The following is a 23409-nucleotide window of genomic DNA, read 5'->3' on the forward strand; positions in this document are numbered from 1 at the left end:
ATGCCTTTCATGCATTCGGGGGGATCGGGGGAGGATCGTCAGAGATCGGACAAGGCGGCCTGAAAGGCGGCGATGGTTTCTTCGTTGCGCTTGTAGAACACCCATTGGCCGACCCGACGCGTTGTCACGAGGTCGGCCGATGCCAGCGTCGCCAGATGCGCCGAGACGCTGGACTGCGCCAGGCCGCGATGGTCGAACTGGCTGGCGCAGACACCCATCTCGAGCGGATGCGCCTGCGCGGCGAAGTGCTGTTCAGGCTCCTTCAGCCACGCCAGGACATCGCGTCGAAACGGATGCGCCAGTGCCTTCAATATGATGTCGCGGTCCATCTTCACCTCGCATCGATCTCACCCGATATATAAATCGGGTAGAGTCGATATGGCAGGAAATCCATGCCAATTTCGAAGGCAATCGGAGCAAGTTGGTCTCAGGACACGGCACGAAGCCGCAAATAGCGCCGCCGGGCGCCAGCCTCCGCGGCGAATGCGCCGCCATCCCGTCAGGTGACCGACAGCACCTTGCCCGTATCGTGCTGGCGCACGAAATCCACATGGCTGCCGTCCCAGTGGTAGGAGTAGTGCCGGCCCTGCACCGGCACGGGGATGACGTCGGGCCAGAAGATGCCGATGCATTGCCCGTCGGGCATGCGCACGCTGTTCCAGACAAGTCCATCGCTGCCCCCTGCCCGCAGCGCCCGCCCCTCCGCCTGCGAGGCGGTGTAATCGTCGGGGTCGAGCACGCCGGGCACGGCGTTGACGTCGTCGAGGTCGCGGTCGACGCTGCCGATCAGCACGCGAAAGTCCGCCGTCCAGCCCGGATCCTCATTGGTGGCGCGCATGAAGTTCTGGTGGTGGTGGATGGTTTCGGCCAGCGCCACATCCTCGCTGTCGCCGGCATAATAGAGGCCGTAGCTGCCATCGGAAAAACGCCCGGGCCGCAGCGTCGAACAATGCACGAAGGGCGCCATCACGAAGCTGGCGCCGGGGCCGGAAACCCGCCTTGCCGCCGCGACCTTGCCGAGATCGCCGATCTCCAGCCGGATGCGCGGGTTGGTCTTCTCCTCGACGGCGGCCAGCGCCTCCCAGTCACGCGGATCGGCAATGTCCTCGAACAGGTCGATCGGCGGATGGATGGAGCGGATGATGCGAAACGTCTGGGGCCAGTGGACGCGGCGCCGGACCGCGAGCCCACTCACCATGCACCACGCTCCGCATCAAGCCATTCGCGCATGGCGGCAAGGTCGGAGATTTCGCCGCGCAGCATCAGGTCGAGCGCCGACTGGCCGCCGAACGTGGCATTGGGCTTGCGGATCCAGGCATAGCCACGCGCCGGTTCGGTGAAGAGATAGCGCAGGCCCTTGTGGATGCCCATCAGATGCGCCATGCGGGTGCGCAGGTCGCGGTCGATCCTGCCGATGCCGCCTTCCTTCCAGCGTGCCCCAGTCTTCCAACGTGCCCAGGTGCGCGCCGACATGCCGCCGAGCAGGATGCAGGCCTCGAGGTCAGTGAGGTTCCACGCCTTGAACAGATTGACCGTGGTGCGCGCCAGCGCGCCGGCCTCTTCTTCCGAAATGGCTGACCCGACCGCGGCCGGCGTCGTGACGATGGACTGAAGCTGCATGTTGCTCACCCTGCTATTGGCAGAGATATAGCATGTATTTGCCAATTGGCAAGGGTGAGGCCTCAACAGACCCTCGCCTCCACGAAGTGGGGAACCCAATTCCTGGAAGGTCGATGCTAAGGCCCTGCCTACTCCGCCGCCTCATACCCGGCGATGCCCTTGATTTCGAGGAAATCCTCGAGCCCGTATTCGGCGTATTCGCGGCCGTTGCCTGATTGCTTGTAGCCGCCGAAGGGCAGGCCGGCGTCCCAGGCCGGGTAGTTGATGTAGACATTGCCGGAGCGCATGCGTGCCGCCACGTCGCGGGCCTTCTGGATGTCCTTGGCCTGGATGTAGGAGGCAAGGCCATAGACGGTGTCGTTGGCCTGTTCGACCGCCTGTTCGACCGTGTCGTAGGGCATGATCGCCAGCACTGGCCCGAAGATTTCCTCGCGCGCGATGCGCATGTCGTGGGTGACGTCGGCGAACACAGTCGGCCTGACATAGTAGCCGCGGTTGAGTTCGGCCGGGCGGCCGGGGCCGCCGGCGACCAGCGTCGCCCCCTCGTCGATGCCGGCCTGGATCAGGTCCTGGATCTTGTCGAACTGGACCTGGCTGACGACGGGGCCAAGCTTGGTGTTGGCGCCATCGGCGGGGCCGACCACGAACTTTTCCGCCGCCGCCTTGGCATAACCGGCGGCCTCGTCATGGCGCTCGCGCGGCACGAACATGCGGGTCGGCGCATTGCAGGACTGGCCGCTATTGCCGAAGCAGCCGGCGACACCCTTGGTGACGGCGCGGGCGAGGTCGACATCCGGGAACAGGATGTTGGCCGACTTGCCGCCCAGTTCCTGGTGCACGCGCTTGACCGTGTCGGCGGCGGCCTTGGCCACCAATATGCCGGCCCGCGTCGAGCCGGTGAACGACATCATGTCGACGTCGGGATGGCTGGAGAGCGCCTGGCCGACGCCGGGGCCGTCGCCATTGACGAGATTGAACACGCCCTTCGGCACGCCGGCCTCATCGATGATCTCGGCGAAGATGATGGCGTCGAGCGGCGCGATTTCCGACGGCTTCAGCACCATGGTGCAGCCGGCGGCAAGTGCCGGGCCGACCTTGCAGGTGATCTGGTTCAGCGGCCAGTTCCACGGCGTGATCAGGCCGACGACGCCGATCGGTTCCTTGACGATGAGCGAGGACCCCTTGACGTGACGAAACTGGAAGGTCCTCAGCGTCTCCGCCATCTTCTCCAGATGCGCCAGGCCGACGCCAACCTGGCTGTCGAGCGCCATCTGGCGCGGCGCGCCCATTTCGCGCGACACGGCGAGCGCCAGGTCCCTGGAGCGCTTCTTGTAGACCTCGATGACGCGGTTCAGCATGTCGAGGCGTTCTTCGACCGAGGTGAAGCCGAACGTATTGAAGGCGCGCCTGGCGGCGGCCACCGCCTTGTCGACATCGGCCTTGGAACCCAGCGAGATCCGCGCGAAAACATCCTCGTTCGACGGATCGATGACATCGAGCGTGTTGGGCACGACAGGATCGACCCACGCACCGTCGATATAGAACTGCAGATTGTGTGACATGCTTTTCTCCTTGGGGTGCCGCAAGGCCGTTCCGGCCGTCATATCCGATCAGAAATAACGATGCACAAACGCCGCTGTCAAACACAACCCCCGAAATGGTTGCGCCAGCGCGCCAGTCATTGAGCCAGAGGCGTTGGGCCAGAGAACCCAGCCGTTTTCCACGGCCTGGCATGGATTACAGCAGCGTGTGTCCTGCCTCGACCAGATGCCGTCGCGCCGCATCCTGATCCCCGGCCTTCACCAGCAGATGGTCGCCGTCGAAGGTGGACACCAGGAAGATGCCCAGTCCGTTTTCCGACAGCGGCTGGATGACCGACAGCACGATGCCGGTTTCGTCGAAAGCAAAGGGCCCCTGCAATTTGAAGGCGACCCAGTCGCCGTCGTGCTTGACCGCGCGTGGGACGCGATCCTGCAGGCACGTGATCGAAAGCTCGTCGTCGGTCCTGGTGATGCTGACGAAGCCCGGCCCGTCCGCCCAGCCGGGAATGCCGTCGCCCGACCCGAGCCGCGAAATCGCGTACGGCCCGGGAAGTTGCCTCAATTTGACCTTGGCAGCCATCGTCGTATCCATGCCTCCGATTTGTCCGCTATCGCGTCAATTTCTTGCTCATATAGACCGTCATGCCGCCCATGAACGGCTCCTCCCGCTCGATCGTATAGCCATGCTTTTTGTACAACAACACATTGGCCTCGAAGGCGCCATTGGTCAGCAGGCGCAGCTCCTGGCGGCCTGCTTCGAGCGCCTTCCGCTCGGCCCGCTCCAGCAGCAGCCGGCCGATCCCCCTGCCCTGCGCCGGCGGCGCGACGCAGACATTCTCGATCCACAGATGATCGTCGGCCAGCATGGTTTCGATCATGCCGACGATGCGGCCGCCTTCGACGGCGAGCTCGAACGGATGCTCGGCAACGGCCTTCCCGTAATCGGCACGCATCGGCAGCGGCTCGCGGCCGATCACCCGCACCCATTTGCCATAGGCCGCGCGCACAATGTCCCTGATGGTCGCGGCGTCAGCGGTTTCGGCCGGACGAAACCGGATGGAAGAATTTGTCATCACAGTGCTCCAGATATGGAAAACCCCGCCGGCGTTGTCGCCGGCGGGGCTGGAAACGAACGAACCGGATCTAACCTGCCGGCCTTTGTCGTCGCGCGCTCAGCATGCCGCTCGGCAATGAGCGGCGTCGCGTGCTGTTTGTGGGCGCGAGAGCGAACATGACGCCAAGCTGGAACATGAGGCGCGGGGCGTCAAGGCTTGGGGATTAGCCCAGACTTTCGAACTTAGTGCTCTTGCGCCGTCGGCCTGAACAGGATCTCGTTGATGTCGGCCTCATCGGGCCAGCTCATGGCGAACTCGACCGTCCTGAAGGAATCCGCCGGATGGCTACACGGTCACAGAGCGCGCGCACGCTTCAGCGGTCGATCCTCGCCGCCTGTTGCGGCGAATAGCGCTCGCCCTGCACGGCAATTGCCGAGACCGCGTTTTCGATGTCGGCAAGATCCTGCGCCGTCAGCGCGACCGAGGCCGATCCGATGTTCTCCTCGAGGCGGTTGAGCTTCGTCGTGCCGGGGATCGGAACGATCCAGGGTTTTTGCGCCAGCAGCCAGGCGAGCGCGACCTGCGCCGGGGTCACCTTCTTTTGCGCCGCGATGGCGACGATCGCGTCGACCAACGCCTGGTTCGCCTTGCGCGCCTCTTCCGCGAAACGCGGCACGGTGTTGCGGAAGTCGCTGCTGTCGAACCTGGTATCGGCATTGATGGCGCCGGTGAGGAAACCCTTGCCCAGCGGGCTGAAGGGCACGAAGCTGATGCCCAGTTCTTCGAGCACCAGCAGGATCGCCTCCTCGGGTTCGCGCCACCACAGCGAATATTCGCTTTGCAGGGCGGCGACCGGCTGCACCGCATGGGCGCGGCGGATGGTGCGCACACCGGCTTCGGAGAGGCCGAAATGCTTGACCTTGCCTTGGCCGATCAAGTCCTTCACCGCGCCCGCCACATCCTCGATCGGCACGACCGGATCGACGCGGTGCTGGTAGAGCAGGTCGATCCGGTCGGTCCTCAGCCGCTTGAGCGAGGCTTCGACGACCTCGCGAATATGCTGCGGCCGGCTGTCCATACCCTCATGTCCGGCCGTGCCGGCGATGTCGATGCCGAATTTGGTGGCGATCACCACCTGGTCGCGGATCGGCTGCAGCGCCTCGCCGACGACCTCCTCGTTCTTGAACGGCCCATAGACCTCCGCCGTGTCGAAGAAGGTGATGCCGCGCTCGAACGCGGAGCGGATCAGGCGAACGGCATCCGGCGTCTCCATCGGCGCCCCGTAGGACTGGCTGATCCCCATGCAGCCGAGCCCGATGGCCGAGACTTCGAGGCCGCTTGTTCCAAGTGTGCGCTTTTGCATCTTCAATTCTCCTTCGGTGTGATCCGCACCGTGGCGGCGCGGGCGCGCGCCGCGATCATCGGTGCGAGATAAGGGCTGGCTGCGTATTTCGCGCGGTAGGCGTCATCGATGCGGGCGTTGACGGTTCCCTCGACTGCTTCGAAGGTAACGTCCCGGGTCAGGCCGGCGTCAGCCGCGCACATAAAGCGCGCCGTCGACGACGACCGACCAGATCCAGGTCGGCGTGCCCAGGGTCACGCCGTCATCGCGCAAAGGCGAAATATGCAGATCGTCGGTTGCTGCGATCCTCTCGAGTTCATCCTTCGACCAAGGCATTTCCTATTCCTTTTTCTCGGCATCCGCCTGTTCGAAAACCTTCCGGGCGACGCCGATCGCCGTGCTTGCAACCGGCCATCCGGCGTAAAAGGCGAGATGCGTGATGGTTTCGATGAGTTCGTCGCGGGTGACGCCATTGTCGAGTGCCCGCTTCATGTGGAAAGGCATCTCGTTGATCCGGTAGTTCGAGATCAGGCTGGCGACGGTGACGAGGCTACGGTCGCGCGGCGAAAGGCCGGGCCGTTTCCACACATCTCCGAACAGCACCTCGTCGGTGTATCTGCCGAGCGCGGGCGCGATATCGGAGAACGGATTCCTGTGCGGCACTGGTTTATCGGTCATGGTGGTTTCCTTCGTTGCGGCATCGGTCCAAGCGAAGCTGATGCTTGCTCAGACCCCGTATTGTTCGTCGGTAACATGCTCCATCCAGTCGACGACCTTGCCTTCGAGGGCCTCGGCGATGGCAATGTGGGTCATCGCTGTTGTCGGTGCCGCGCCATGCCAGTGCTTCTCGCCGGCCGCGAACCAGACGATGTCGCCGGGGCGAATAGGCTCGATCGGGCCGCCCTCACGTTGGACCAGGCCGGCGCCCGACATGACGATCAGCGTCTGGCCGAGCGGATGGGTGTGCCGCGCGGTGCGCGCGCCGGGTTCGAAAGTCACGGTGGCGCCGCCGACGCGGGCCGGCTCGCTGCCCTTGAACGGTGCGTCGATGCGCACCGTGCCGGTGAAATAGTCGGCTGGACCTTTTGCGGAAGGCTGCGAGCCGCTTCGCTTGATGTCCATGGTTTCTCCTTCTCGACGCCAGGCAGCACGCTGCCCCAGGCCTTCAAGGCCGCCGAGTTCGGGCAGCCAATTGTGATGGCGTCTATTTAGCGCCTGCGATTGGCCTGGATTAGATGCTATACCCGGCATGTACTTATGAGGACAATTCATCAATGCCGCGAGACAATCTGAACGATCTGACCGCTTTCCTCGCCGTCGCGCGCGAGAAAAGCTTCACGCGGGCGGCGGCACAGCTCGGCGTCTCGCAATCGGCGCTCAGCCACACGGTGCGCGCGCTGGAGGAGCGGCTGGGCGTGCGGCTGCTGACCCGCACCACGCGCAGCGTGGCGCCCACCGAGGCCGGCGAGCGCCTGGTGCGTTCCGTCGGGCCAAGGCTCGACGAGATCGAGGCCGAGCTCGCCGCGCTCAGTGCCCTGCGTGAAAAGCCCGCCGGCACCATCCGCATCACTGCCGGCGAGCACGCCGCCGAGGCGGTGCTGTGGCCGGCGATCGCGCGGCTTATGCCGGACTATCCCGACATCAAAGTCGAGATCATCGTCGACTACGGCCTGACCGACATCGTCGCCGAGCGCTATGACGCCGGCGTGCGGCTTGGCGAACAGGTGGCGCACGACATGATCGCGGTGCGCATCGGCCCCGACATGCGCATGGCCGTGGTTGCATCGCCCGCCTATCTCGCCCGGCAGCCGAAGCCGCGCACGCCGCAGGAGCTCACCACCCACAACTGCATCAACCTGCGCCTGCCGACCTATGGCGGGCTCTATGCCTGGGAATTCGAAAAGGCCGGGCGCGAACTGAAGGTGCGCGTCGAAGGCCAGCTGATCTTCAACACGGCGGGGTTGCGCATGAATGCGGTGCTGGCCGGCCTTGGCCTTGCCTACCTGCCGGAGGATCAGGTACGCGCGCATCTGGCCGACGGCCGGCTGGTGCGGGTGCTGGCAGACTGGTGCCCGCCCTTCCCTGGCTACCATCTCTACTACCCCAGCCGTCGCCAGGCGACGCCTGCCTTCTCGCTGCTGGTCGATGCGCTGCGCTATCGCGGCTAGAACGTCTGGACTGCGCCCGCGGTCGTTCTATTTTCCTGCCGGAACGCGATTGAAGAAACCCCGGACCCGTCGCCGTGACAGAAACCGACCTCTATCGAGGCTATATCGACTGCCTCAACAATCAGGATTGGGCGCGGCTGCATCGCTTCGTCCATGACGAGGTGCACTACAACAGTGAGCGCGTCGGCCTGTCGGGTTACCGCGCCATGCTGGAGCGGGATTTCCGGGAAATTCCCGATCTCTATTTCGATGTCCAGCTGCTGATTGCCCAACCACCGTTCATAGCCAGCCGCCTGCAGTTCAACTGCACGCCGAAGGGAACCTTCTTCGGCCTGCCCATCAACGGCCGCAAGGTCTCGTTCAGCGAGAACGTTTTCTATGAATTTCTGAGCGATCGGATCAGGAACGTCTGGTCGGTGATCGACAAGGCGGCCATCGAAGCACAGCTTTGATGAGGCCAGCTCCCTCTCCCCATTCCACAGGGAGTTGAGGACTGATCCGCGCAGCGGACGAAAAGCCAATTGCTTGGCTTTTCGAAAGACGAACGGCCGGCAGGCGGATGAGAGGCAGCGCCAACGTTGGTCAGTGATTGCCGATCGTTCGTAAAAATCGATCATTCTGACCATAACAATTCGTTGGAAAGATCGTTTCAGGAATGGCATTCCTCCGGCATACCTGTCTGGAGCATTGCATTGTCTTCCGCCGCCCGCGTCGCGAACGATATTTCGAAAAGCATGATTTCCACCGACCTCGCCGCAGGCCGCAAGCGGCTCGATTCGGTGTGGAACGGCATTATCCCCGGCATCGTGCTGGTGGCGATGATCACGGCCGTCGCCTTCTCGGCGCACAATGTCTCCGGCTTCGCTTTGTTCAGCCCGATGATCCTGGCCGTCGTTGCCGGCATGGTCTATTCCAACGTGCTCGGCACGCCGGCGCACGCCAAGGCCGGCATCGCCTTCTCGCAAAAGCGCCTGCTGCGCTTCGCCATCGTCCTGCTCGGCTTCCAGCTGACGCTCGGCCAGGTCGTCTCCATCGGCGCCGGCGGTGTCGGCATTGTCGCGGCGACGCTTGGCGCCACCTTCCTCTTCACCGTCACGCTCGGCCGGCTGATCGGCGTCGACGCCAAGCTGGCGCAGCTGATTGCCGCCGGCACCTCGATCTGCGGCGCCTCGGCCATCGTCGCCACCAACATCGTCACCGATGCGCGCGACGAGGACGTCACCTATGCCGTCGCCTCGATCACGCTGTTCGGCACCGTCGCCATGCTCGCCTTCCCGCTGCTCGCCCCCGCGCTCGGCCTCGACCAGCACGCTTTCGGCCTGTGGGCCGGCGCCTCCATCCATGAGGTGGCGCAGGTCATCGGCGCCGGCTTCCAGAACGGCACCCAGTCCGGCGAGATCGCCACCGTGGCCAAGCTGACGCGCGTTGCCATGCTGGCGCCGACGGTCATCGCACTCGGCCTGATGGCACGGCGCGGCAGCCGCGACCAATCGGCGGCACGGCCGCCCATGCCGTGGTTCGTCGCCGCCTTCGTCGCCGTCGTGGCGTTGAACAGCCTGGTCACCGTGCCCGCCGAAGTGAAGTCGGCCATGGCGCTCGCCACCACCATCATGCTGACCATGGGGCTGGCCGCCATGGGTCTGCAGGCCGACATTTCGCAGCTGCGGTCGCGCGGCCTGCGCCCGCTGGCGCTCGCCTTCTGCGCCTTCCTGTTCATCGGCGGCTTCAGCCTGATGCTGGTGAAGTTCGCCTAGCTCGCCAAGCCTCCCGTGAGAATTCGGATGCTGGCGGCCGCAGGGACGTCGGCTGGGTTGCCTGGCCGCATCTCACTCCAGTTTCCGACGCGCTCTTTCCTTGCGCCAGCACAACGACCGACCAACCGGCTCTGCTACGGTCGAAGTACGGGGAGAACCACGAAGGAGACGCCCATGCGGATCGATCCGAACATGTCCATGGACGACCTCATGAGACGATGGCCAACAAGCGTTGCCGTGCTGATCCGGCACGGGATGCACTGCGTGGGCTGCCACATCGCTCCCTTCCATTCGATTGCCGAGGCCTGCCGGGATCATCGAATTGACGAAGCCGATTTCCTGAAGGGTCTTGAACGCGCCGTCGCCGGCGGGCCGGTCAGCCGTCCTGATGCTCCGCCAGCATCACCAGGCGATGCGCGTCGGTGATGGTGACACGCTGGCGGCCGCTGACGATGATCCCGCGTTCCTCCCAGGCGCTCAGCAGCCGGCTCACCGTATGCAAGGTCGTCCCCGTCATCTCGGCGATGTCCTGGCGAGAGATCGGGAAGTCGATCTCGATGCCGGCATCGGTCTTGCGCCCCGTCTGCTTCACCAGCCGCAGCAGCGCACTGGCAACGCGTTGCTCGACCTGTTCGGTGGCCAGTTCCATCACGCGCGCCTGCGTGTCCTGCAGCCTCGCGCCGACCGTCTTGAATGTTCCCGCGGTAAGAACGGGAAACCGGGATGACAGGTCCGGCCACACGGCATTCGGCCAGACCAGAACCACGCAGTCGACCGCCGCGGTCGCGGTTGCCGGATAGGTCAGCCGGCCGAGTGCGGCGGCAACGCCGAATATTTCGCCCTCACTGATGTAGCGGGCGATCACCTGGCGCCCGTCGGGCGTGGTCCGCACGACGCGAATATGTCCCGCCAACAGCACGTAGAATGAACGCGCCTCGGCCTCCTGCTCGAAAATCGCGGCTTCTTTGGCAAACCGCACGGACCGGGCATCCCTCAGAATGCTGTCCAGCTCCGCGGGCCCCAGGCCCTCGAACAGCGAAAGCCTCGCGATGATCGATCGGTCAAGCGGCAACCCCAAACCCTCGCTGCACACGGCTCCAGATGACGCCGGCAGCCAGTCTATATTTCGTGCGCCAGTTTGCGCCAGCGCAAATCGCCTGTCCGTGCTGTCGGCTAGAAGGCTGCAACGGTTTGAGCCGTGATGCACCGAAGAAAGGACTTTACCCATGAAATTCCACCTGATTGCCGCGGCCGCCGCCCTGCTCGCCCTCGCCGGCGTCGCAAACGCCGAAGAGCACGTCGTCCAGTTGCTGACCAAGGGAGACAAGGGATCCATGGTCTTCCAGCCCGATTTCATCAAGGCGGCCCCTGGCGATACGGTCAAGTTCGTGCCCGGCGACAAGACCCACAATGTCGAAACCATCAAGGGAATGCTTCCCGACGGCGCCCAGGAAATCAAAAGCAAGATGGGTGAAACCACCACTGTCACCATGACGCAGGAAGGCGTCTACGGCGTCAAATGCAGCCCGCATTACGGGATGGGCATGGTGGCGCTGATCGTGGTCGGCAAGCCCGTGAATCTCGACGCGGCGCAGGCCGTCAAGCAGGTCGGCAAGGCCAAGACCGTGTTCCCCACGCTGTTTGCTCAGGTGGTGAAGGCGAACTGATCGAGGCCGACGGCCGGGCGGACAGACAGGTTCGTCCGCGCTCGACATTGGAATTGCGAAGTCTTGTGGGAGTGGCGGCGGCTTCGGCACCGTCACTCCCACGGCGTTTTGGCGCCCGGCGGGTATCTCCATTCGCCCGCGATTGCCGGTCTCCGAACAGCCGTCGTTGCCTCCCAGATGAACCAGATCAAGGCAAACTAAATTTCAAATTTGCGCCAGCGCAAAGAAGTCCTGGTGGAAAGGCTTATTCTCCAGGCATCGAACGGTTCAGAAAAGGAGCGGGAAATGCTTACGAGACGCGAAGCACTGTTGGGGTCTGTTCTTGCGGCTGCGGCCGTCGCGACGGTCGGCTCGATGCCGGCCATGGCCAGCGCCAAGGAAGTCGCCGGCTTGCCGCGGGAAAAGGTGACATTGGTCGCGCCGCCTTTCGTCCATGCCCACGACCAGGTGGCCAAAGGCGGTCCCAAGGTCGTCGAATTCACGATGACCATCGAAGAGAAGCCGATGGTGATAGACGCCGACGGCACCCAGCTCAACGCCATGACCTACAATGGCTCGATTCCGGGGCCTCTGATGGTCGTGCATGAGGGTGACTATGTCGAGCTCACGCTGATCAACCCCGACACCAACACGCTTGCCCACAACATCGACTTCCATGCCGCCACCGGCGGGCTCGGCGGCGGTGCGCTGACCCTGGTCAATCCCGGCGAGCAGACGACGCTGCGCTTCAAGGCGACGCGCTCGGGGACCTTCGTCTACCACTGCGCGCCCGGCGGTCCGATGATCCCCTGGCATGTCGTTTCGGGCATGAACGGAGCGATCATGATCCTGCCGCGTGACGGGCTCAAGGACGACAAGGGCAAGTCGGTCCGCTATGACCATATCTATTACATCGGCGAAAGTGACTTCTACATTCCCCGCGACGAGCAGGGTAAATTCAAGAAGTATGACTGGGCCGGCGACAATTACGATGACACGGTGAAAGTCATGCGTGGCTTGATCCCCACCCATGTCGTGTTCAACGGCAAGGCGGGATCGCTGACCGGCGAAAACGCCATGAAGGCCAAGGTCGGCGAGACTGTCCTGATCGTCCATTCGCAGGCCAATCGCGACACGCGTCCGCATCTGATTGGTGGACATGGCGACCATGTGTGGGAACAGGGCAAGTTCGCGAACCCGCCGGCAAAGGACCTCGAAACCTGGTTCATTCGCGGGGGTTCGGCCGGCGCAGCCCTCTACACATTCCTGCAGCCGGGCGTCTACGCCTACGTCAACCACAATCTGATCGAGGCGGTGGAACTCGGCGCGACCGCGCATTTCACGGTCGACGGAAGCTGGGACGACGACCTGATGATGCAGGTCGAAGCGCCAAGGGCGATTACGTCCTGATTGCCGCCTCGGGTCCTAAGGTAGACGCGGCCTTGCGCCATTCCTGCAGGGCCGCGAACGCGGGAAAACTGCAATGCCCCTCAATCCCATCCTGGCTCTCGGAGGTCTGGCTTGCGCCCTGTTCACGCTGGGCGCGACGGGCGCCGTCGGCTGGCGTCCGGCGCCGGATCAGGAACTCCTGATACGCTCCGAACTCATCACCCTCGCGCCCGGATCGTTCGCCCATCCGCTGCCAGGCGAATTCCTCAGGCAGAACCACCCGGTCAGTGCTCCCGTGGTCCGGGCAACGGTGGCGGAGCCTTTCGAGATCATGAAATACCAGGTAAGCGCTTCGGACTACCGGCGCTGCGTCATGGCCGGCGCCTGCAAGCCGGCCGATGGCCGCGGCAGCGGCAATGTTCCGGTTACTGGCGTCAGCCATATCGATGCCGAGGCCTATGCCGACTGGCTCTCGGCCGAGACCGGATCGGCATGGCGCCTGCCGACGGACATGGAATGGGCCTATGCGGCGGGCGAACGCTTTCGCGGCGACATCGAGGCTGGCGAGACCGACCCCAACAATCCGGCGCAGCGCTGGCTCGTCCAATATCGCACCGAGGCTTCGCTTGGACGAAAATCCGACCCCGAGCCGAGAACCAGGGGCGGATTTGGACCCAATTCCAAGGGGGTGGCCGACATTGCCGGCAATGTCTGGGAGTGGACGTCGACCTGTTACGTCCATACGACGGAAGCCGCCGACGGCGCCGGCGTTGCAAGCTCGATCGACAATTGCGGCGTTCATGTCGTGGAAGGTTTCCATCGCACCTATATGTCGAACTTCATCAGGGACGGGAAAAGCGGCGGTTGCGCCGTTGGCACGCCGCCCGACAATCTGGGATTCCGCCTTGTGCGCGACCGGCTCAATCTCGTGCAAGCCGCCATCCGGTGGCTGGGCATTTCCTGATCACGACAACAACAGGGCTTCTGCAATGACATTGAAATCGTCGCTGGCGGATCATGCGCGTCCGGCCCCGGAGAAGCCGTTGCATCATGCAGGCGTCGATCGGGCTGCGATCGGCCGGCTCGTTCGCGAATTCTATGCGCGACTGCGCAAGAACGAACGTCTCGGACCGATCTTCGCGCGCGAGATTCCCGGCGACTGGGAACCGCATCTCGAGAAGATGACCGACTTCTGGTGCTCGGTCATCCTCAAGACGGGTGACTATCATGGCCGCCCGGTGCCGGCGCACCTGAAGCTCGGGGACGTGACCGAGGCCGATTTCGATATCTGGCTGGCCATGTTCAGCCGGACGGCCGCCGAACTCTTTGGCCCGGAAATCGCCGCGGTGTTCGTCGACCGGGCCGAACGGATCGGGACGAGCCTGAAGCTGGCGATGTTCTTCCGCCTGGGCGATCGCGCCTAGACAGCCGGTCCGGAACAGAACGGGCGCTCAGTCCTCGAACGAACTCGCGGCCGCATAGATCGCCGCGAGCGTCTCGATGCCGGCCTGGTCTTCCTTGTCGAAGCGGCCGGGCAGCGGGCTGTCGAGATCGAGCACGCCGAACACGCCTTCATCGTCCTCGAGCAGCACCACCAGTTCCGAGCGCGAATCGGCGTCGCAGGCGATATGGCCGGGGAAATCATGCACGTCCTTGATCAGCATCGAGGTGCCGAGTTGGACCGCCGTACCGCACACGCCCTTGCCGACCGCGATGCGCACGCAGGCCGGCTTGCCCTGGAAGGGTCCCAGCACCAGCTCCTCGTCCGAGGCCAGGAAATAGAAGCCGGCCCAGTTGAGGTCCGGCACCATCTGGAAGATCAGCGCCGCGGTGTTGGCGGCATTGGCGATCGAGTCGCTCTCGCCGTCGAGCAGCGCTTTCAACTGGGCGGCGAGGTCGCGATAGAAAGCGGCCTTGTCCGAGGTGTCGATGGCCTTGGCGGCGAACGTGGCTTGTCTCCAAATTCAGAATCGCGGCTGCGGTTCCGCGAGCTCTCTGCACCAAACGACCACGCGACGATACTAGCTTGAATTCAAGTCGCTGCGAAAGTCGCAAGAAGATGCCCTGTCCGACACTCGGCAGCACGGCATCGAACCGTGCTGCCGTGATCAAGAAGGCAAGTCCATCAGCCGGCGGGTTTGTACGCGCCGGCAGCCTTCTTGGCGGCCGCGAGCACCGCCTTCATGTCGAGTTCTTCCAGTACAACCATCTCGGTCAGCGAGCCGCTCGCTCGCACCGCAAGGGACATGCCAATCCCCGCTGACTGGTCCGGCACCTCGCCATTGACAACGACGTCATAGATGCCGCGCGTGAACATCACGCTGCTCACCTTGCCGCCAACGCTTTCAAAAAGCGCCTTGACCGCGGCCTGCCTGTCCGAGCCTTCCATCAACCCTTTGGCGGCATGAGGCGCATAGTTTGCCAAGATAGTCACTTTCATGGGTATTTCCTCCAAATGTCATTGTCTCGTGCTGCCCCACAATTCGAGCGGCACGGAGTGATTTATTTTTCGGAACAATCGCAGGCGCGCACTGGGACGCGTTGGCGGCCAAGGGCACGCTGCCGGGCAAATATGCGCTCAAGCTAATATAATGACAATACCGAACACGCCGATAGCGCCGACAGGAAGGTGCCTGGCTGGGCCACGCTCGGCCAACGGCATCGAGCTCGCGCCATTGACGCGCGATGTGGTGCTGAGATTGAACGGCCAGTAGCGTCGGGCGCGGCTTTACATCGGGCGCTTGGGCTCGCCCTTTTGTGGTGCGGCCGTGTCGGAATCCGATTTCTTGTGCTTGTCGGCGGCAATCCTGCGGATGCGGTCGAAGCGGTTGTCCTCGGTGGTTTCGGTCGTGACGACCGTCTGCGGCTTCCGCACGAACACGATCATGGATCGATCTCCTGGGCTAGAAGCCCTGCGCGCCGGGAGAAAATCCCCCGGCGGCAAGATCCGGCTCCTGAAGCCGGCTCGGATTCAGGTCAGGCTGAAAGGTGACTTCTATGAACCACCCTCCAGTTCGGTTGCATCCTTAGTAGCCGCCCATGCCGCCGCCGCCACCCGCCGGTGCCGCATCCTTGGCCGGGATGTCGGTGATCATCGCTTCGGCGGTGATCAGAAGCGCTGCGATCGAGCCGGCGTCCTGCAGCGCGGTGCGCACCACTTTCGCTGGGTCGACGATGCCGGCCTTGATCATGTCGACATAGGTCTCGTTCTGGGCGTCAAAGCCCTGATTGTGATCCTTGCTGTCGGCGAGCTTGCCGACGACGATGGAGCCCTCGACGCCGGAATTCTCGGCGATCTGGCGAATCGGCGCTTCAAGCGCCCGCAGCACGATCGAGATGCCGGCGGTGACATCGGCATTGGCGCCGTTGAGGCCCGATAGTGCCGACCTTGCACGCAGCAGGGCGACGCCGCCGCCGGGCACGATGCCTTCCTCGACCGCCGCGCGCGTCGCGTTCAGCGCGTCGTCGATGCGGTCCTTCTTTTCCTTGACTTCCGACTCGGTGACGCCGCCGACGCGGATGACGGCAACGCCGCCCGACAGCTTGGCCAGCCGCTCCTGCAGCTTTTCCTTGTCGTAGTCGGAGGTCGTCTCCTCGATCTGGCCCTTGATCTGGGCGACGCGCGCCTGGATGGTCGCCTTGGTGCCGGCGCCGTCGACAATCGTGGTGGTGTCCTTGTCGATCAGCACGCGCTTGGCGCGGCCGAGCATCTCGATGGTGACGTTGTCGAGCTTGATGCCGAGATCCTCGGAAATCATCTGGCCTGCGGTCAGCACCGCAATGTCTTCCAGCATCGCCTTGCGGCGATCGCCGAAGCCCGGGGCCTTGACGGCCGCGACCTTGAGGCCGCCGCGCAATTTGTTGACGACCAGCGTGGCCAGCGCCTCGCCCTCGACGTCCTCGGAGATGATCAGCAGCGGCCTGCCGCTCTGCACCACCGCTTCGAGGATCGGCAGCATCGCCTGCAGATTGCCGAGCTTCTTCTCGTGGATCAGCACATAGGGCTCTTCCAGCTCGACACGCATCTTGTCGGCATTGGTGACGAAATACGGGCTGAGATAGCCGCGGTCGAACTGCATGCCCTCGACGACATCGAGTTCGGTTTCGGCGGTCTTGGCTTCCTCGACGGTGATGACGCCGTCATTGCCGACCTTGTCCATCGCCTTGGCGATCATCTCGCCGACGGTTGCATCGCCATTGGCGGCGATGGTGCCGACCTGCGCGATCTCGGCCGACGACTTGACCTTCTTGGCCCTGGCCTTGATCTCGACGACAACGGCGGCGACCGCCTGGTCTATGCCGCGCTTCAAGTCCATCGGGTTCATGCCGGCGGCAACCAGCTTGGCGCCTTCGCGCAGGATCGAGGCGGCGAGCAAGGTGGCGGTGGTGGTGCCGTCACCGGCGAGGTCGTTGGTCTTCGAGGCCACTTCCCGCACCATCTGCGCGCCCATGTTCTCGAACTTGTCGGCAAGCTCGATTTCCTTGGCGACGGTGACGCCGTCCTTGGTGATGCGCGGCGCGCCATAGGCCTTGTCGATGATGACGTTGCGGCCCTTGGGGCCGAGCGTGACCTTCACCGCATTGGTGAGGATCTCGACGCCGCGCAGCATGCGGTCACGCGCGTCGGTGGCGAATTTGATTTCCTTGGCAGACATTTTTTCAATCCCGTTCGAATTTGGAGTGGACGAACCCCGCGCGGAAGGCGCGGCGCTCCAGTCAGGCGGCCTTCTTGGCTTCGACGCTCTTCTCGATGACGCCCATAATGTCGGCTTCCTTCATGATCAGAAGGTCCTCGCCGTCGATCTTGACCTCGGTGCCCGACCATTTGCCGAACAGGATCAGATCGCCGGCCTTGACGTCAAGCGGCACAAGCGCGCCGTTTTCGTCGCGTGCGCCGGGGCCGACGGCGATGATTTCGCCTTCCTGCGGCTTTTCCTTGGCATTGTCGGGAATGATGATGCCGCCCTTGGATTTGGTATCGCCTTCGGCGCGCCGGATAACGACGCGGTCGTGGAGTGGCCGAAACTTCATGAAAACTTCTTTCTGGGGCCGGCTTAGGCGACCGCGCCCTTCCTATAGGCGCTTTGGCACTCGATAGATAGGAGTGCCAAAAATTATTCGCAGGGCGATTAAATATTGAAAAGTATTATTTCGGCCTGCCGTTTCGTGATATCCGGAGGCGGTCAAATAATTCAAAAAATTGAATTTTGCCGGTTGGATGCCTATTTATCGGACAAGTTCATTTTCTCGATTCCAGCCCCAAGGAGATTTATGCGATGGCCGACGGCAATCAGACGATCATGGAAAAAGCTGAAGCCCGCTTCGTCGACAAGCAGAAGAAGACGGCGGAGCGCAACAAGGCAACCGCCGAGTACATGTCCGAGGCGCGGGCCAGGGAGATCAAGACCGCAAAGCTCAGGACATTGCGCCTGGCCAAGGAAGAGGCGGATCGCGTCGCCGAAGCCCTGAACCCGACGCCGAAGAAGAAGCGGGCGACCAAGAAGGCCGCCGCAACGGAGGCAAAAACATGAGCCTGACCTTCCCCAACCGCAGCCGCAGCTATGACGAAGCCGGCAAGCGCATCCGCTTCGTCGGCCATGACGGCATGTTCCAGATTTCCTTCTCGGTGGCCGTCGATGCGATGAGCAAGATCCAGCCGCAAACCAGCGCCGATGAAGCGGGCTACCTCGCAACGTTCGACACCGAGAGCAGCGTCATCCGCGATGTTGCGTCGAAGGCCTACGGCCGTACGCGCAAGAGCATGTATGTGCTGACATCCGACGACTTCGGCTGATCAGCCGAGGTCCATGTCCTCGATCATCGTCCGTATCTTCGCGGCTTTTTCGAAATGGTCGAGGCGGTGGGTCCTGATCCACCATTCCGCTGCTTCCATCAGCAGTTCGGGGTCGTCATTCCTGTTGGCGAAAAACGCGTAGAACGACAGGCCGACGGCGGGCCCTTTCTCGGAAATCTTGCGGTCGCAGACCTCCAGTATCTTTTGCCTCAGGCTCGCTCTCACGGGAATCCTTCTTGTTTTGGTGTTGCGGGCCTTGGCCCACCCCGGAACGTTCAACCCTTGCGCTCCGCCCTCTCCTGATGTCGCCGACATTCATCTGCACGACCATGTCCTCGGCCTCGCGCGGGCTCATGCCGACCATCATCTCTTGCCTGATCACGCCTGGCCGGCCAGTCAAGACATCGACGATGGCCCAGATCTGCGGCAGATCCATGCGCAGTGCGCCAGAAGGTCGGGCACAGATTCTCGGCTGTAGGATTTTTGGAGGCCTCGCCTCGGGATCGAACCGAGGCTTCAGAGATTTGCCGTCTCCAGCGTAGCCGCTCCGCCACGAGGCCATGGCAACCGAACTAACGGGGAAATGCTTGCGGAAACGTTAAGGCCCAACGGCCGTTCTGTCGGTACTTTGGAAAATGTCGCCTGGCGTCGCTCTTCGGCAGACCCTTGCGGCGAAGCGATCACGGACGTCAACTTTCCCCTTGAACGATCCCCCGATCTGGCTTAGCCTCGATTTGAGAAAAGGTTTTTCCAAACAGTTCTGATCGGGCTCGGCCATTGGCCGGGCCATGCTCCGGCCTGTAAGAGAAAACCTTTTCCCAACTCAGGATTCTCGATGGCATCGGACGATCAGCCTGTTCCGGTTTTCCCCAAGCCCGTCACCTTGCGTGACGTGGCGGCGCGGGCCGGCGTCAGCGTCGCCACGGCCTCGAAGGCGCTCAATGACCAGGGGCGGATGACCGCCGAGACGCGCGAGCGCATCCGCGAGACGGCGCGCAGCCTGGGCTTCCGGCCCAACAGCCTGGCGCAGAGCCTGCTCAGGCGCCGCTCCTTCACCGTCGGCCTGCTCACCAACGATACTTATGGCCGCTTCTCGCTGCCGCTGATGTCGGGCATTTCGGACGCGCTGGTCGACAATGGCGTCTCGGTGTTCCTGTGCAATGTCGAGGAGGATCCGCGGCTGGGCCAGTTGCATGTCGAGGCCATGCTCGACAAGCGCGTCGACGGCATCATCGCCACCGGCAAGCGCATCGACCGCCATCTGCCCGTCGATCTCGCCAATCTGCGCATCCCGGTGATCTATGCCTTCACCCAGCCCGATCCCGACGCCGTCGCCTTCGTCTCGGACGATGCCGACGGCGCGCGGCTGGCGGTCGAACATTTCTGCCGGCTTGGCCGCAGGCGCATCGCCCATGTCAGCGGGCCGGCGAGCTTTGCCGTGGTGCACGCCCGCGCCCAGGCCTATCGCGACGTGCTCGCCGAAAACGGGCTGCCGGTCACCGCGCCGCTGCTCGGCGCCTGGTCGGAAGCCTGGGGGCATGAAGCGGTGGCGCAATTGTTCGACGGCAAGAGCGAACGGCCTGACGCCGTCTTTTGCGGCAACGACCAGATCGCGCGCGGTGTCATCGATGCCTTGCGCGAGCGCGGCCTCGACGTTCCAGGCGATGTCGGCGTCATCGGTTTCGACAATTGGGAGATCGTCGCCGAAGCGACGCGTCCGCCGCTGACCTCGGTCGACATGAACCTGGTCGCCCTCGGGCGCGAGGCCGGACTGACCCTGCTTTCCCTGGTCGGCGGTCAGCCCGCCGCGCCGGGCATTCGAAAACTGCCGTGCCGGCTGGTGGTGCGTCAGTCCTGTGGCCGCCCACCGGACGGCTGAAAACGCAGCGCCGCGTGACCGGCGCCAAGCCGCGCACCGCGGCCAACCCTTGGAGGAGGAGAATATGAGGAACGTGATTGCCAAACTGGCCCTGGCCGCTGCCGTACTGGGCGGTGGTCTCGGCGCTGCCGCCGCCGACACCGCCAACATCTGGGTGCGCGCCGACGGCTCGAATTTCATGCCGCGCATCGTCGATGCCTACAACAAGGCGCATAAGGACCAGATCAAGCTCGACATCATCCCCAATGCCGAGATCATCCCGAAATATGGCGCCGCCGCCGCCGGCGGGACAGCGCCCGACGCGCTGTCGCTCGACCTGATCTACACCCCTTCATTCGCCGCCGCCGGGCAGTTGGAGGACATCACCGACTGGGCCAAGTCCCTGCCCTATTTCGCCAGCCTGTCGCCCGCGCACGTCAAGACCGGCACCTACAAGGACCACATTTACGGCCTGCCTTTCTCGGCCGACGCCTCGGTGCTGATCTGGAACAAGAAGCTGTTCAAGCAGGCCGGCCTCGACCCTGAAAAAGGCCCCGCCAACTGGGCCGAAATCGCCGCCGACGCCGAGAAGGTCAACGCGCTTGGCGGCAACATCAAGGGCTTCTACTTCTCCGGCAATTGCGGCGGCTGCAACATCTTCACCTTCACGCCACTGATCTGGGCCTCGGGCGGCGACATCCTCAGCGAAGACGGCTCCAAGGCGACGCTGGACAGCCCGCAATTGCGCGGCGCCATCGATCTCTACCGCTCGATGGTCAAGAAGGACCTGGTGCCGGCAGGCGCGCAGACCGACACCGGCGCCAACTTCTTCGCCGCCTTCGCCGCGGGCAATATCGGCATCTCGCCCTCCGGCGCCTTCGCCATCGGCGCGCTCAACACCCAGTATCCCAATGTCGATTACGGCGTCACCTTCCTGCCGGGAAAGGATGGCGGCTGGTCGTCCTTTGCCGGCGGCGACAATTTCGTCGTCACCAAGGGCACCAAGAAGCTCGCCGTGGTGAAGGAGTTCCTGGATTTCGCCTATTCGCTGGAAGGCCAGACCATCCTCGCCAAATATGGCAGCCTGCCGGTACGCGGCGACATCGCCAAGGATGCGCTGAAGGATCTCGATCCGCGCTACCAGGTCGCCGCCGAGGCCATGGCCAAGGGCAAGACGCCCTATTCGGTGGTGTTCAACGATCTGATCAACTCCGCCAACGGCCCGTGGACGCAGATGATCAACGAGGTCTTCTTCGGCGACGATGTCGATGGCGCCATCGCCAACGCGCAGGAGACCATGCAGTCGATCATCGACCAGGCGCCGCAGAAGTAGCGGCCGCCTGCCGGCCGCCCGCCTGTCTCCCTGGGCGGGCGGTCGGCGTGCTCCTTACCCTCCCTCTTGTGGAGAGGTAGGGCGGCCAACTGGATGCGACGCAAGAACAGGCAAAGCATGACCACCATCACCGCAAGCACCACCGCCCCGCCCCGCGCCCGAAAACTCGTCGGCGCCGGGCGCCGGCAATGGATCGGCCTCATCTATGTCGCGCCGGCGGTCGCGCTGGTCATGGTGTTCTTCGTCATCCCGCTCGGCATGACGGCGTGGATGTCGCTGCACAACTGGCCGCTGATGGGCGAGCACGCCTTCGTCGGCCTCGACAATTACGGGGCGATCCTGCGCGACACCAGGTTCTGGAACGCACTCAAATTCACCGGCTACTACACGGTGGTCGTCACAATCGCGATCTTCGCCGTCGCCTTTCCCTTGGCGATCTTCATCGAGAAACCGCGGCCGCTGACCAACCTCTACCGCACTTTCTTCTTCATGCCGGCCGTGGTTGGTTTCGCCTCGGCGAGCCTGCTCTGGTCATGGCTGCTCAACGTCGATTCCGGCCTGTTCAGCCCGGCCGCCTACGACCTCGGCCTGATCGACAGGAAGTTCAACCTGCTCGCCACCTTCCAGCCGGCCTTCTGGTCGATCATCGCCATGGTGGTGTGGAAGGTCGCCGGCTTCACCATGATCATCCTGATGACCGGCCTGCAATCGATCCCGCAGGATCTGCAGGAGGCCGCCGTCATCGACGGCGCCGGACCGTTCGCGCGGTTCCGGGCGATCACCTTGCCGCTGATGCGCCGCACGCTGGCGCTGGCGCTGATCCTGTCGGTCGCGGGCTCGATCCTTGCCTTCGACCAGTTCTACATCATCCTGCGCGGCGGGCCGCGCAACCAGACGCTGACGGCGGTCTACTGGATCTTCAACCAGTCCTTCGTGTCGTTCAAGCTCGGCTATGGCGCGGCACTCTCCATGGTGCTGCTGGTCATCCTGGTGGCGCTCAGCCTCATCCAGCTGTGGCTGTTGCGCAAGCCCGAGGGGCTCGACTGATGGCGCAGGCGATATCAGCCAGAGGCAAGTTTGCCGCCCGCCTCGCCAGGCACTCCACCGGCATCATCGCCTCGGTGCTGTTCGTCGCGCCCATCGTGTGGACGGCGCTGTCGGCCTTCAAGCCGGCGGCCGAAGCGCGCCTGCCGCCGCTGCCGCCCTGGCCGACCACGGGCTTTTCGCTGGAAAACTATGCCACGCTGAACTCCTTCGGCGACGGGCTCTGGGTCTCGGCGCAGAACAGCATCTATGTCTCGGTGATGACCGTCTTGCTGTCGGTCATCGTCAGCGTGCTGGCCGGCTACGGCTTTTCGCGCTTCCGCTTTCCGTTCAAGGACCTGTTCTTCGTCCTCATCCTGTCGACGATCATGATCCCGTTCCAGTCGATCCTGACGCCGATCTTCCTGGTGCTGACCAAGCTTGGCCTGCACAACACGCTGACCGGCCTGGTCGGCGTCTATGTGACGCTGCAATTGCCGTTCTCGATCTTCATGATGCGCAACGCCTTCGACGCGGTGCCGCGCGAGATCGAGGAGGCGGCGCGCATGGACGGCGCCGGCAACGCCACCATGCTTTTGAAGGTGATGCTGCCGCTGGTCTGGCCGGGCGTCGTCACCATCGCGCTGTTCGCCTTCCTCGGCGCCTGGAACGAATTCCTCGCCGCCCTGGTGCTGATGACCGACCAGTCCAAATTCACGCTGCCGGTGATGATGACGGCACTGCAGTCGGGCCGCTTCGGCGCCATCGACTGGGGCGCCGTGCAGGCGGGCGTCACCGTGATGATGGTGCCGTGTCTCATCCTGTTCCTCGCTTTGCAGCGCTTCTACATCCGCGGCCTGATGGCCGGGGCCGTCAAATAACAGAC

At 63.7% G+C, this 23409-nt stretch carries 30 protein-coding genes and 2 pseudogenes; 14 read left to right on the plus strand and 18 right to left on the minus strand.

All coding sequences use genetic code 11. The features are described from left to right. Positions 1-38 precede the first annotated feature (38 nt). The 11 genes and pseudogenes from CK228_RS32275 to CK228_RS32325 all read right to left on the minus strand — a co-directional run bounded on the left by CK228_RS32275 (position 39) and on the right by CK228_RS32325 (position 6680). The gene (locus CK228_RS32275) at positions 39-329 is read right to left on the minus strand and encodes a metalloregulator ArsR/SmtB family transcription factor (RefSeq protein ID WP_032931173.1); all 291 of its coding nucleotides are present in this window, start codon (positions 327-329) and stop codon (positions 39-41) included. A 170-nt stretch (positions 330-499) separates the two neighbouring features. Next, positions 500-1198, minus strand: coding sequence for an RES family NAD+ phosphorylase (locus CK228_RS32280; protein ID WP_095790451.1), 699 nt, complete (start codon positions 1196-1198; stop codon positions 500-502). Then, a complete protein-coding gene (locus tag CK228_RS32285; RefSeq protein WP_095775040.1) occupies positions 1192-1620 on the minus strand; it encodes an MbcA/ParS/Xre antitoxin family protein in 429 nt (142 codons plus the stop codon). The genes CK228_RS32280 and CK228_RS32285 overlap by 7 nt, the downstream gene beginning before the upstream one ends. A gap of 128 nt (positions 1621-1748) precedes the next feature. Continuing rightward, positions 1749-3182, minus strand: coding sequence for an aldehyde dehydrogenase family protein (locus CK228_RS32290; protein WP_095790482.1), 1434 nt, complete (start codon positions 3180-3182; stop codon positions 1749-1751). A 175-nt stretch (positions 3183-3357) separates the two neighbouring features. Beyond that, positions 3358-3741 (minus strand): ACT domain-containing protein, encoded by a 384-nt coding sequence (locus CK228_RS32295; RefSeq protein ID WP_095790483.1) that lies wholly within the window; start codon positions 3739-3741, stop codon positions 3358-3360. Between the two features lie 28 nt (positions 3742-3769). Then, positions 3770-4237 carry a GNAT family N-acetyltransferase gene (locus tag CK228_RS32300; protein ID WP_095790452.1) on the minus strand — a complete coding sequence of 156 codons (468 nt, stop codon included), beginning with the start codon at positions 4235-4237 and terminating at the stop codon, positions 3770-3772. A 221-nt stretch (positions 4238-4458) separates the two neighbouring features. Continuing rightward, a pseudogene (locus CK228_RS36175) lies at positions 4459-4554 on the minus strand (oxidoreductase); the annotation flags it as partial. A gap of 35 nt (positions 4555-4589) precedes the next feature. After that, positions 4590-5579, minus strand: coding sequence for an aldo/keto reductase (locus CK228_RS32310; protein ID WP_095790453.1), 990 nt, complete (start codon positions 5577-5579; stop codon positions 4590-4592). A 2-nt stretch (positions 5580-5581) separates the two neighbouring features. Next, positions 5582-5894 (minus strand): annotated as a pseudogene (locus CK228_RS32315) (DUF2255 family protein). A gap of 3 nt (positions 5895-5897) precedes the next feature. Then, complete coding sequence (locus CK228_RS32320) at positions 5898-6236, minus strand: carboxymuconolactone decarboxylase family protein (protein ID WP_095790454.1); 339 nt, start codon at positions 6234-6236, stop codon at positions 5898-5900. A gap of 48 nt (positions 6237-6284) precedes the next feature. Beyond that, positions 6285-6680 (minus strand): cupin domain-containing protein, encoded by a 396-nt coding sequence (locus CK228_RS32325; RefSeq protein ID WP_095790455.1) that lies wholly within the window; start codon positions 6678-6680, stop codon positions 6285-6287. Between the two features lie 152 nt (positions 6681-6832). Between CK228_RS32325 and CK228_RS32330 the strand changes: the two genes are divergently transcribed. The 4 genes from CK228_RS32330 to CK228_RS32345 all read left to right on the plus strand — a co-directional run bounded on the left by CK228_RS32330 (position 6833) and on the right by CK228_RS32345 (position 9906). Continuing rightward, positions 6833-7726, plus strand: a complete 894-nt coding sequence (locus tag CK228_RS32330; RefSeq protein WP_095790456.1) for a LysR family transcriptional regulator — start codon at positions 6833-6835, stop codon at positions 7724-7726. A 74-nt stretch (positions 7727-7800) separates the two neighbouring features. After that, entirely contained in the window at positions 7801-8178 is a 378-nt protein-coding gene (locus CK228_RS32335) for an ester cyclase (protein ID WP_095790457.1), read from the plus strand. A gap of 282 nt (positions 8179-8460) precedes the next feature. Continuing rightward, positions 8461-9480 carry a YeiH family protein gene (locus CK228_RS32340; protein ID WP_245438163.1) on the plus strand — a complete coding sequence of 340 codons (1020 nt, stop codon included), beginning with the start codon at positions 8461-8463 and terminating at the stop codon, positions 9478-9480. A 174-nt stretch (positions 9481-9654) separates the two neighbouring features. Further along, entirely contained in the window at positions 9655-9906 is a 252-nt protein-coding gene (locus CK228_RS32345; protein WP_095774907.1) for a DUF1858 domain-containing protein, read from the plus strand. Here the strand turns inward: CK228_RS32345 and CK228_RS32350 are convergent. Further along, on the minus strand, positions 9857-10552 hold the full coding sequence (locus CK228_RS32350; protein WP_095790459.1) for a Crp/Fnr family transcriptional regulator: 696 nt from the start codon (positions 10550-10552) through the stop codon (positions 9857-9859). The genes CK228_RS32345 and CK228_RS32350 overlap by 50 nt on opposite strands. 154 nt (positions 10553-10706) lie before the next feature. Between CK228_RS32350 and CK228_RS32355 the strand changes: the two genes are divergently transcribed. From CK228_RS32355 to CK228_RS32370, 4 genes are all read left to right on the plus strand, one after another. Further along, positions 10707-11147, plus strand: coding sequence for a pseudoazurin (locus CK228_RS32355; RefSeq protein ID WP_095790460.1), 441 nt, complete (start codon positions 10707-10709; stop codon positions 11145-11147). 285 nt (positions 11148-11432) lie between these two features. Beyond that, positions 11433-12536, plus strand: coding sequence for a copper-containing nitrite reductase (gene nirK / locus CK228_RS32360; protein ID WP_095790484.1), 1104 nt, complete (start codon positions 11433-11435; stop codon positions 12534-12536). 73 nt (positions 12537-12609) lie between these two features. Then, the gene (locus CK228_RS32365; RefSeq protein WP_095790461.1) at positions 12610-13479 is read left to right on the plus strand and encodes an SUMF1/EgtB/PvdO family nonheme iron enzyme; all 870 of its coding nucleotides are present in this window, start codon (positions 12610-12612) and stop codon (positions 13477-13479) included. A 25-nt stretch (positions 13480-13504) separates the two neighbouring features. After that, on the plus strand, positions 13505-13939 hold the full coding sequence (locus tag CK228_RS32370) for a group III truncated hemoglobin (protein WP_095790462.1): 435 nt from the start codon (positions 13505-13507) through the stop codon (positions 13937-13939). A gap of 27 nt (positions 13940-13966) precedes the next feature. Here CK228_RS32370 and CK228_RS32375 read toward each other — a convergent pair whose 3' ends face one another. The 5 genes from CK228_RS32375 to CK228_RS32390 form a co-directional block, all read right to left on the minus strand. After that, the gene (locus CK228_RS32375; protein ID WP_095790463.1) at positions 13967-14479 is read right to left on the minus strand and encodes a GAF domain-containing protein; all 513 of its coding nucleotides are present in this window, start codon (positions 14477-14479) and stop codon (positions 13967-13969) included. 161 nt (positions 14480-14640) lie between these two features. Beyond that, positions 14641-14949, minus strand: a complete 309-nt coding sequence (locus CK228_RS32380) for a GYD domain-containing protein (protein ID WP_245438165.1) — start codon at positions 14947-14949, stop codon at positions 14641-14643. A 294-nt stretch (positions 14950-15243) separates the two neighbouring features. Further along, positions 15244-15402, minus strand: a complete 159-nt coding sequence (locus CK228_RS35545) for a hypothetical protein (RefSeq protein WP_179296114.1) — start codon at positions 15400-15402, stop codon at positions 15244-15246. Positions 15403-15541: 139 nt separating this feature from the next. Then, positions 15542-17170 (minus strand): chaperonin GroEL, encoded by a 1629-nt coding sequence (gene groL / locus CK228_RS32385; protein WP_095790464.1) that lies wholly within the window; start codon positions 17168-17170, stop codon positions 15542-15544. 61 nt (positions 17171-17231) lie between these two features. Continuing rightward, positions 17232-17546, minus strand: a complete 315-nt coding sequence (locus CK228_RS32390) for a co-chaperone GroES (protein WP_095774915.1) — start codon at positions 17544-17546, stop codon at positions 17232-17234. Positions 17547-17791: 245 nt separating this feature from the next. Between CK228_RS32390 and CK228_RS32395 the strand changes: the two genes are divergently transcribed. Next, positions 17792-18046: a hypothetical protein gene (locus tag CK228_RS32395; protein ID WP_095774916.1), complete on the plus strand. Its 255-nt coding sequence runs from the start codon at positions 17792-17794 to the stop codon at positions 18044-18046. Then, positions 18043-18309 (plus strand): DUF1488 domain-containing protein, encoded by a 267-nt coding sequence (locus tag CK228_RS32400; protein ID WP_095790465.1) that lies wholly within the window; start codon positions 18043-18045, stop codon positions 18307-18309. Before CK228_RS32395 ends, CK228_RS32400 begins: the two co-directional genes overlap by 4 nt. Here the strand turns inward: CK228_RS32400 and CK228_RS32405 are convergent, their stop codons facing one another. After that, positions 18310-18534, minus strand: coding sequence for a DUF6500 family protein (locus CK228_RS32405; protein ID WP_095790466.1), 225 nt, complete (start codon positions 18532-18534; stop codon positions 18310-18312). 610 nt (positions 18535-19144) lie between these two features. Between CK228_RS32405 and CK228_RS32415 the strand changes: the two genes are divergently transcribed. The 4 genes from CK228_RS32415 (at position 19145) to CK228_RS32430 (ending at position 23404) form a co-directional block, all read left to right on the plus strand. Next, complete coding sequence (locus CK228_RS32415; RefSeq protein ID WP_095790467.1) at positions 19145-20188, plus strand: LacI family DNA-binding transcriptional regulator; 1044 nt, start codon at positions 19145-19147, stop codon at positions 20186-20188. A gap of 64 nt (positions 20189-20252) precedes the next feature. Then, a complete protein-coding gene (locus tag CK228_RS32420; protein ID WP_095774920.1) occupies positions 20253-21500 on the plus strand; it encodes a sugar ABC transporter substrate-binding protein in 1248 nt (415 codons plus the stop codon). A 117-nt stretch (positions 21501-21617) separates the two neighbouring features. Then, a complete protein-coding gene (locus tag CK228_RS32425) occupies positions 21618-22547 on the plus strand; it encodes a sugar ABC transporter permease (RefSeq protein ID WP_095790485.1) in 930 nt (309 codons plus the stop codon). After that, positions 22547-23404 carry a carbohydrate ABC transporter permease gene (locus CK228_RS32430; RefSeq protein ID WP_095774922.1) on the plus strand — a complete coding sequence of 286 codons (858 nt, stop codon included), beginning with the start codon at positions 22547-22549 and terminating at the stop codon, positions 23402-23404. Before CK228_RS32425 ends, CK228_RS32430 begins: the two co-directional genes overlap by 1 nt. Positions 23405-23409: the final 5 nt, after the last annotated feature.

Source organism: Mesorhizobium sp. WSM4312, assembly GCF_002294875.1.
Classification (GTDB): domain Bacteria; phylum Pseudomonadota; class Alphaproteobacteria; order Rhizobiales; family Rhizobiaceae; genus Mesorhizobium.

Coding starts and splice junctions, on each gene's coding strand:
- CK228_RS32275 (WP_032931173.1), bottom strand. CDS start 329: ATGGACCGCGACATCATATTGAAGGCACTGGCGCATCCGTTTCGACGC.
- CK228_RS32280 (WP_095790451.1), bottom strand. CDS start 1,198: ATGGTGAGTGGGCTCGCGGTCCGGCGCCGCGTCCACTGGCCCCAGACG.
- CK228_RS32285 (WP_095775040.1), bottom strand. CDS start 1,620: ATGCAGCTTCAGTCCATCGTCACGACGCCGGCCGCGGTCGGGTCAGCC.
- CK228_RS32290 (WP_095790482.1), bottom strand. CDS start 3,182: ATGTCACACAATCTGCAGTTCTATATCGACGGTGCGTGGGTCGATCCT.
- CK228_RS32295 (WP_095790483.1), bottom strand. CDS start 3,741: ATGGCTGCCAAGGTCAAATTGAGGCAACTTCCCGGGCCGTACGCGATT.
- CK228_RS32310 (WP_095790453.1), bottom strand. CDS start 5,579: ATGCAAAAGCGCACACTTGGAACAAGCGGCCTCGAAGTCTCGGCCATC.
- CK228_RS32320 (WP_095790454.1), bottom strand. CDS start 6,236: ATGACCGATAAACCAGTGCCGCACAGGAATCCGTTCTCCGATATCGCG.
- CK228_RS32325 (WP_095790455.1), bottom strand. CDS start 6,680: ATGGACATCAAGCGAAGCGGCTCGCAGCCTTCCGCAAAAGGTCCAGCC.
- CK228_RS32330 (WP_095790456.1), top strand. CDS start 6,833: ATGCCGCGAGACAATCTGAACGATCTGACCGCTTTCCTCGCCGTCGCG.
- CK228_RS32340 (WP_245438163.1), top strand. CDS start 8,461: ATGATTTCCACCGACCTCGCCGCAGGCCGCAAGCGGCTCGATTCGGTG.
- CK228_RS32345 (WP_095774907.1), top strand. CDS start 9,655: ATGCGGATCGATCCGAACATGTCCATGGACGACCTCATGAGACGATGG.
- CK228_RS32355 (WP_095790460.1), top strand. CDS start 10,707: ATGAAATTCCACCTGATTGCCGCGGCCGCCGCCCTGCTCGCCCTCGCC.
- nirK (WP_095790484.1), top strand. CDS start 11,433: ATGCTTACGAGACGCGAAGCACTGTTGGGGTCTGTTCTTGCGGCTGCG.
- CK228_RS32365 (WP_095790461.1), top strand. CDS start 12,610: ATGCCCCTCAATCCCATCCTGGCTCTCGGAGGTCTGGCTTGCGCCCTG.
- CK228_RS32370 (WP_095790462.1), top strand. CDS start 13,505: ATGACATTGAAATCGTCGCTGGCGGATCATGCGCGTCCGGCCCCGGAG.
- CK228_RS35545 (WP_179296114.1), bottom strand. CDS start 15,402: ATGATCGTGTTCGTGCGGAAGCCGCAGACGGTCGTCACGACCGAAACC.
- groL (WP_095790464.1), bottom strand. CDS start 17,170: ATGTCTGCCAAGGAAATCAAATTCGCCACCGACGCGCGTGACCGCATG.
- CK228_RS32390 (WP_095774915.1), bottom strand. CDS start 17,546: ATGAAGTTTCGGCCACTCCACGACCGCGTCGTTATCCGGCGCGCCGAA.
- CK228_RS32395 (WP_095774916.1), top strand. CDS start 17,792: ATGGCCGACGGCAATCAGACGATCATGGAAAAAGCTGAAGCCCGCTTC.
- CK228_RS32400 (WP_095790465.1), top strand. CDS start 18,043: ATGAGCCTGACCTTCCCCAACCGCAGCCGCAGCTATGACGAAGCCGGC.
- CK228_RS32415 (WP_095790467.1), top strand. CDS start 19,145: ATGGCATCGGACGATCAGCCTGTTCCGGTTTTCCCCAAGCCCGTCACC.
- CK228_RS32420 (WP_095774920.1), top strand. CDS start 20,253: ATGAGGAACGTGATTGCCAAACTGGCCCTGGCCGCTGCCGTACTGGGC.
- CK228_RS32425 (WP_095790485.1), top strand. CDS start 21,618: ATGACCACCATCACCGCAAGCACCACCGCCCCGCCCCGCGCCCGAAAA.
- CK228_RS32430 (WP_095774922.1), top strand. CDS start 22,547: ATGGCGCAGGCGATATCAGCCAGAGGCAAGTTTGCCGCCCGCCTCGCC.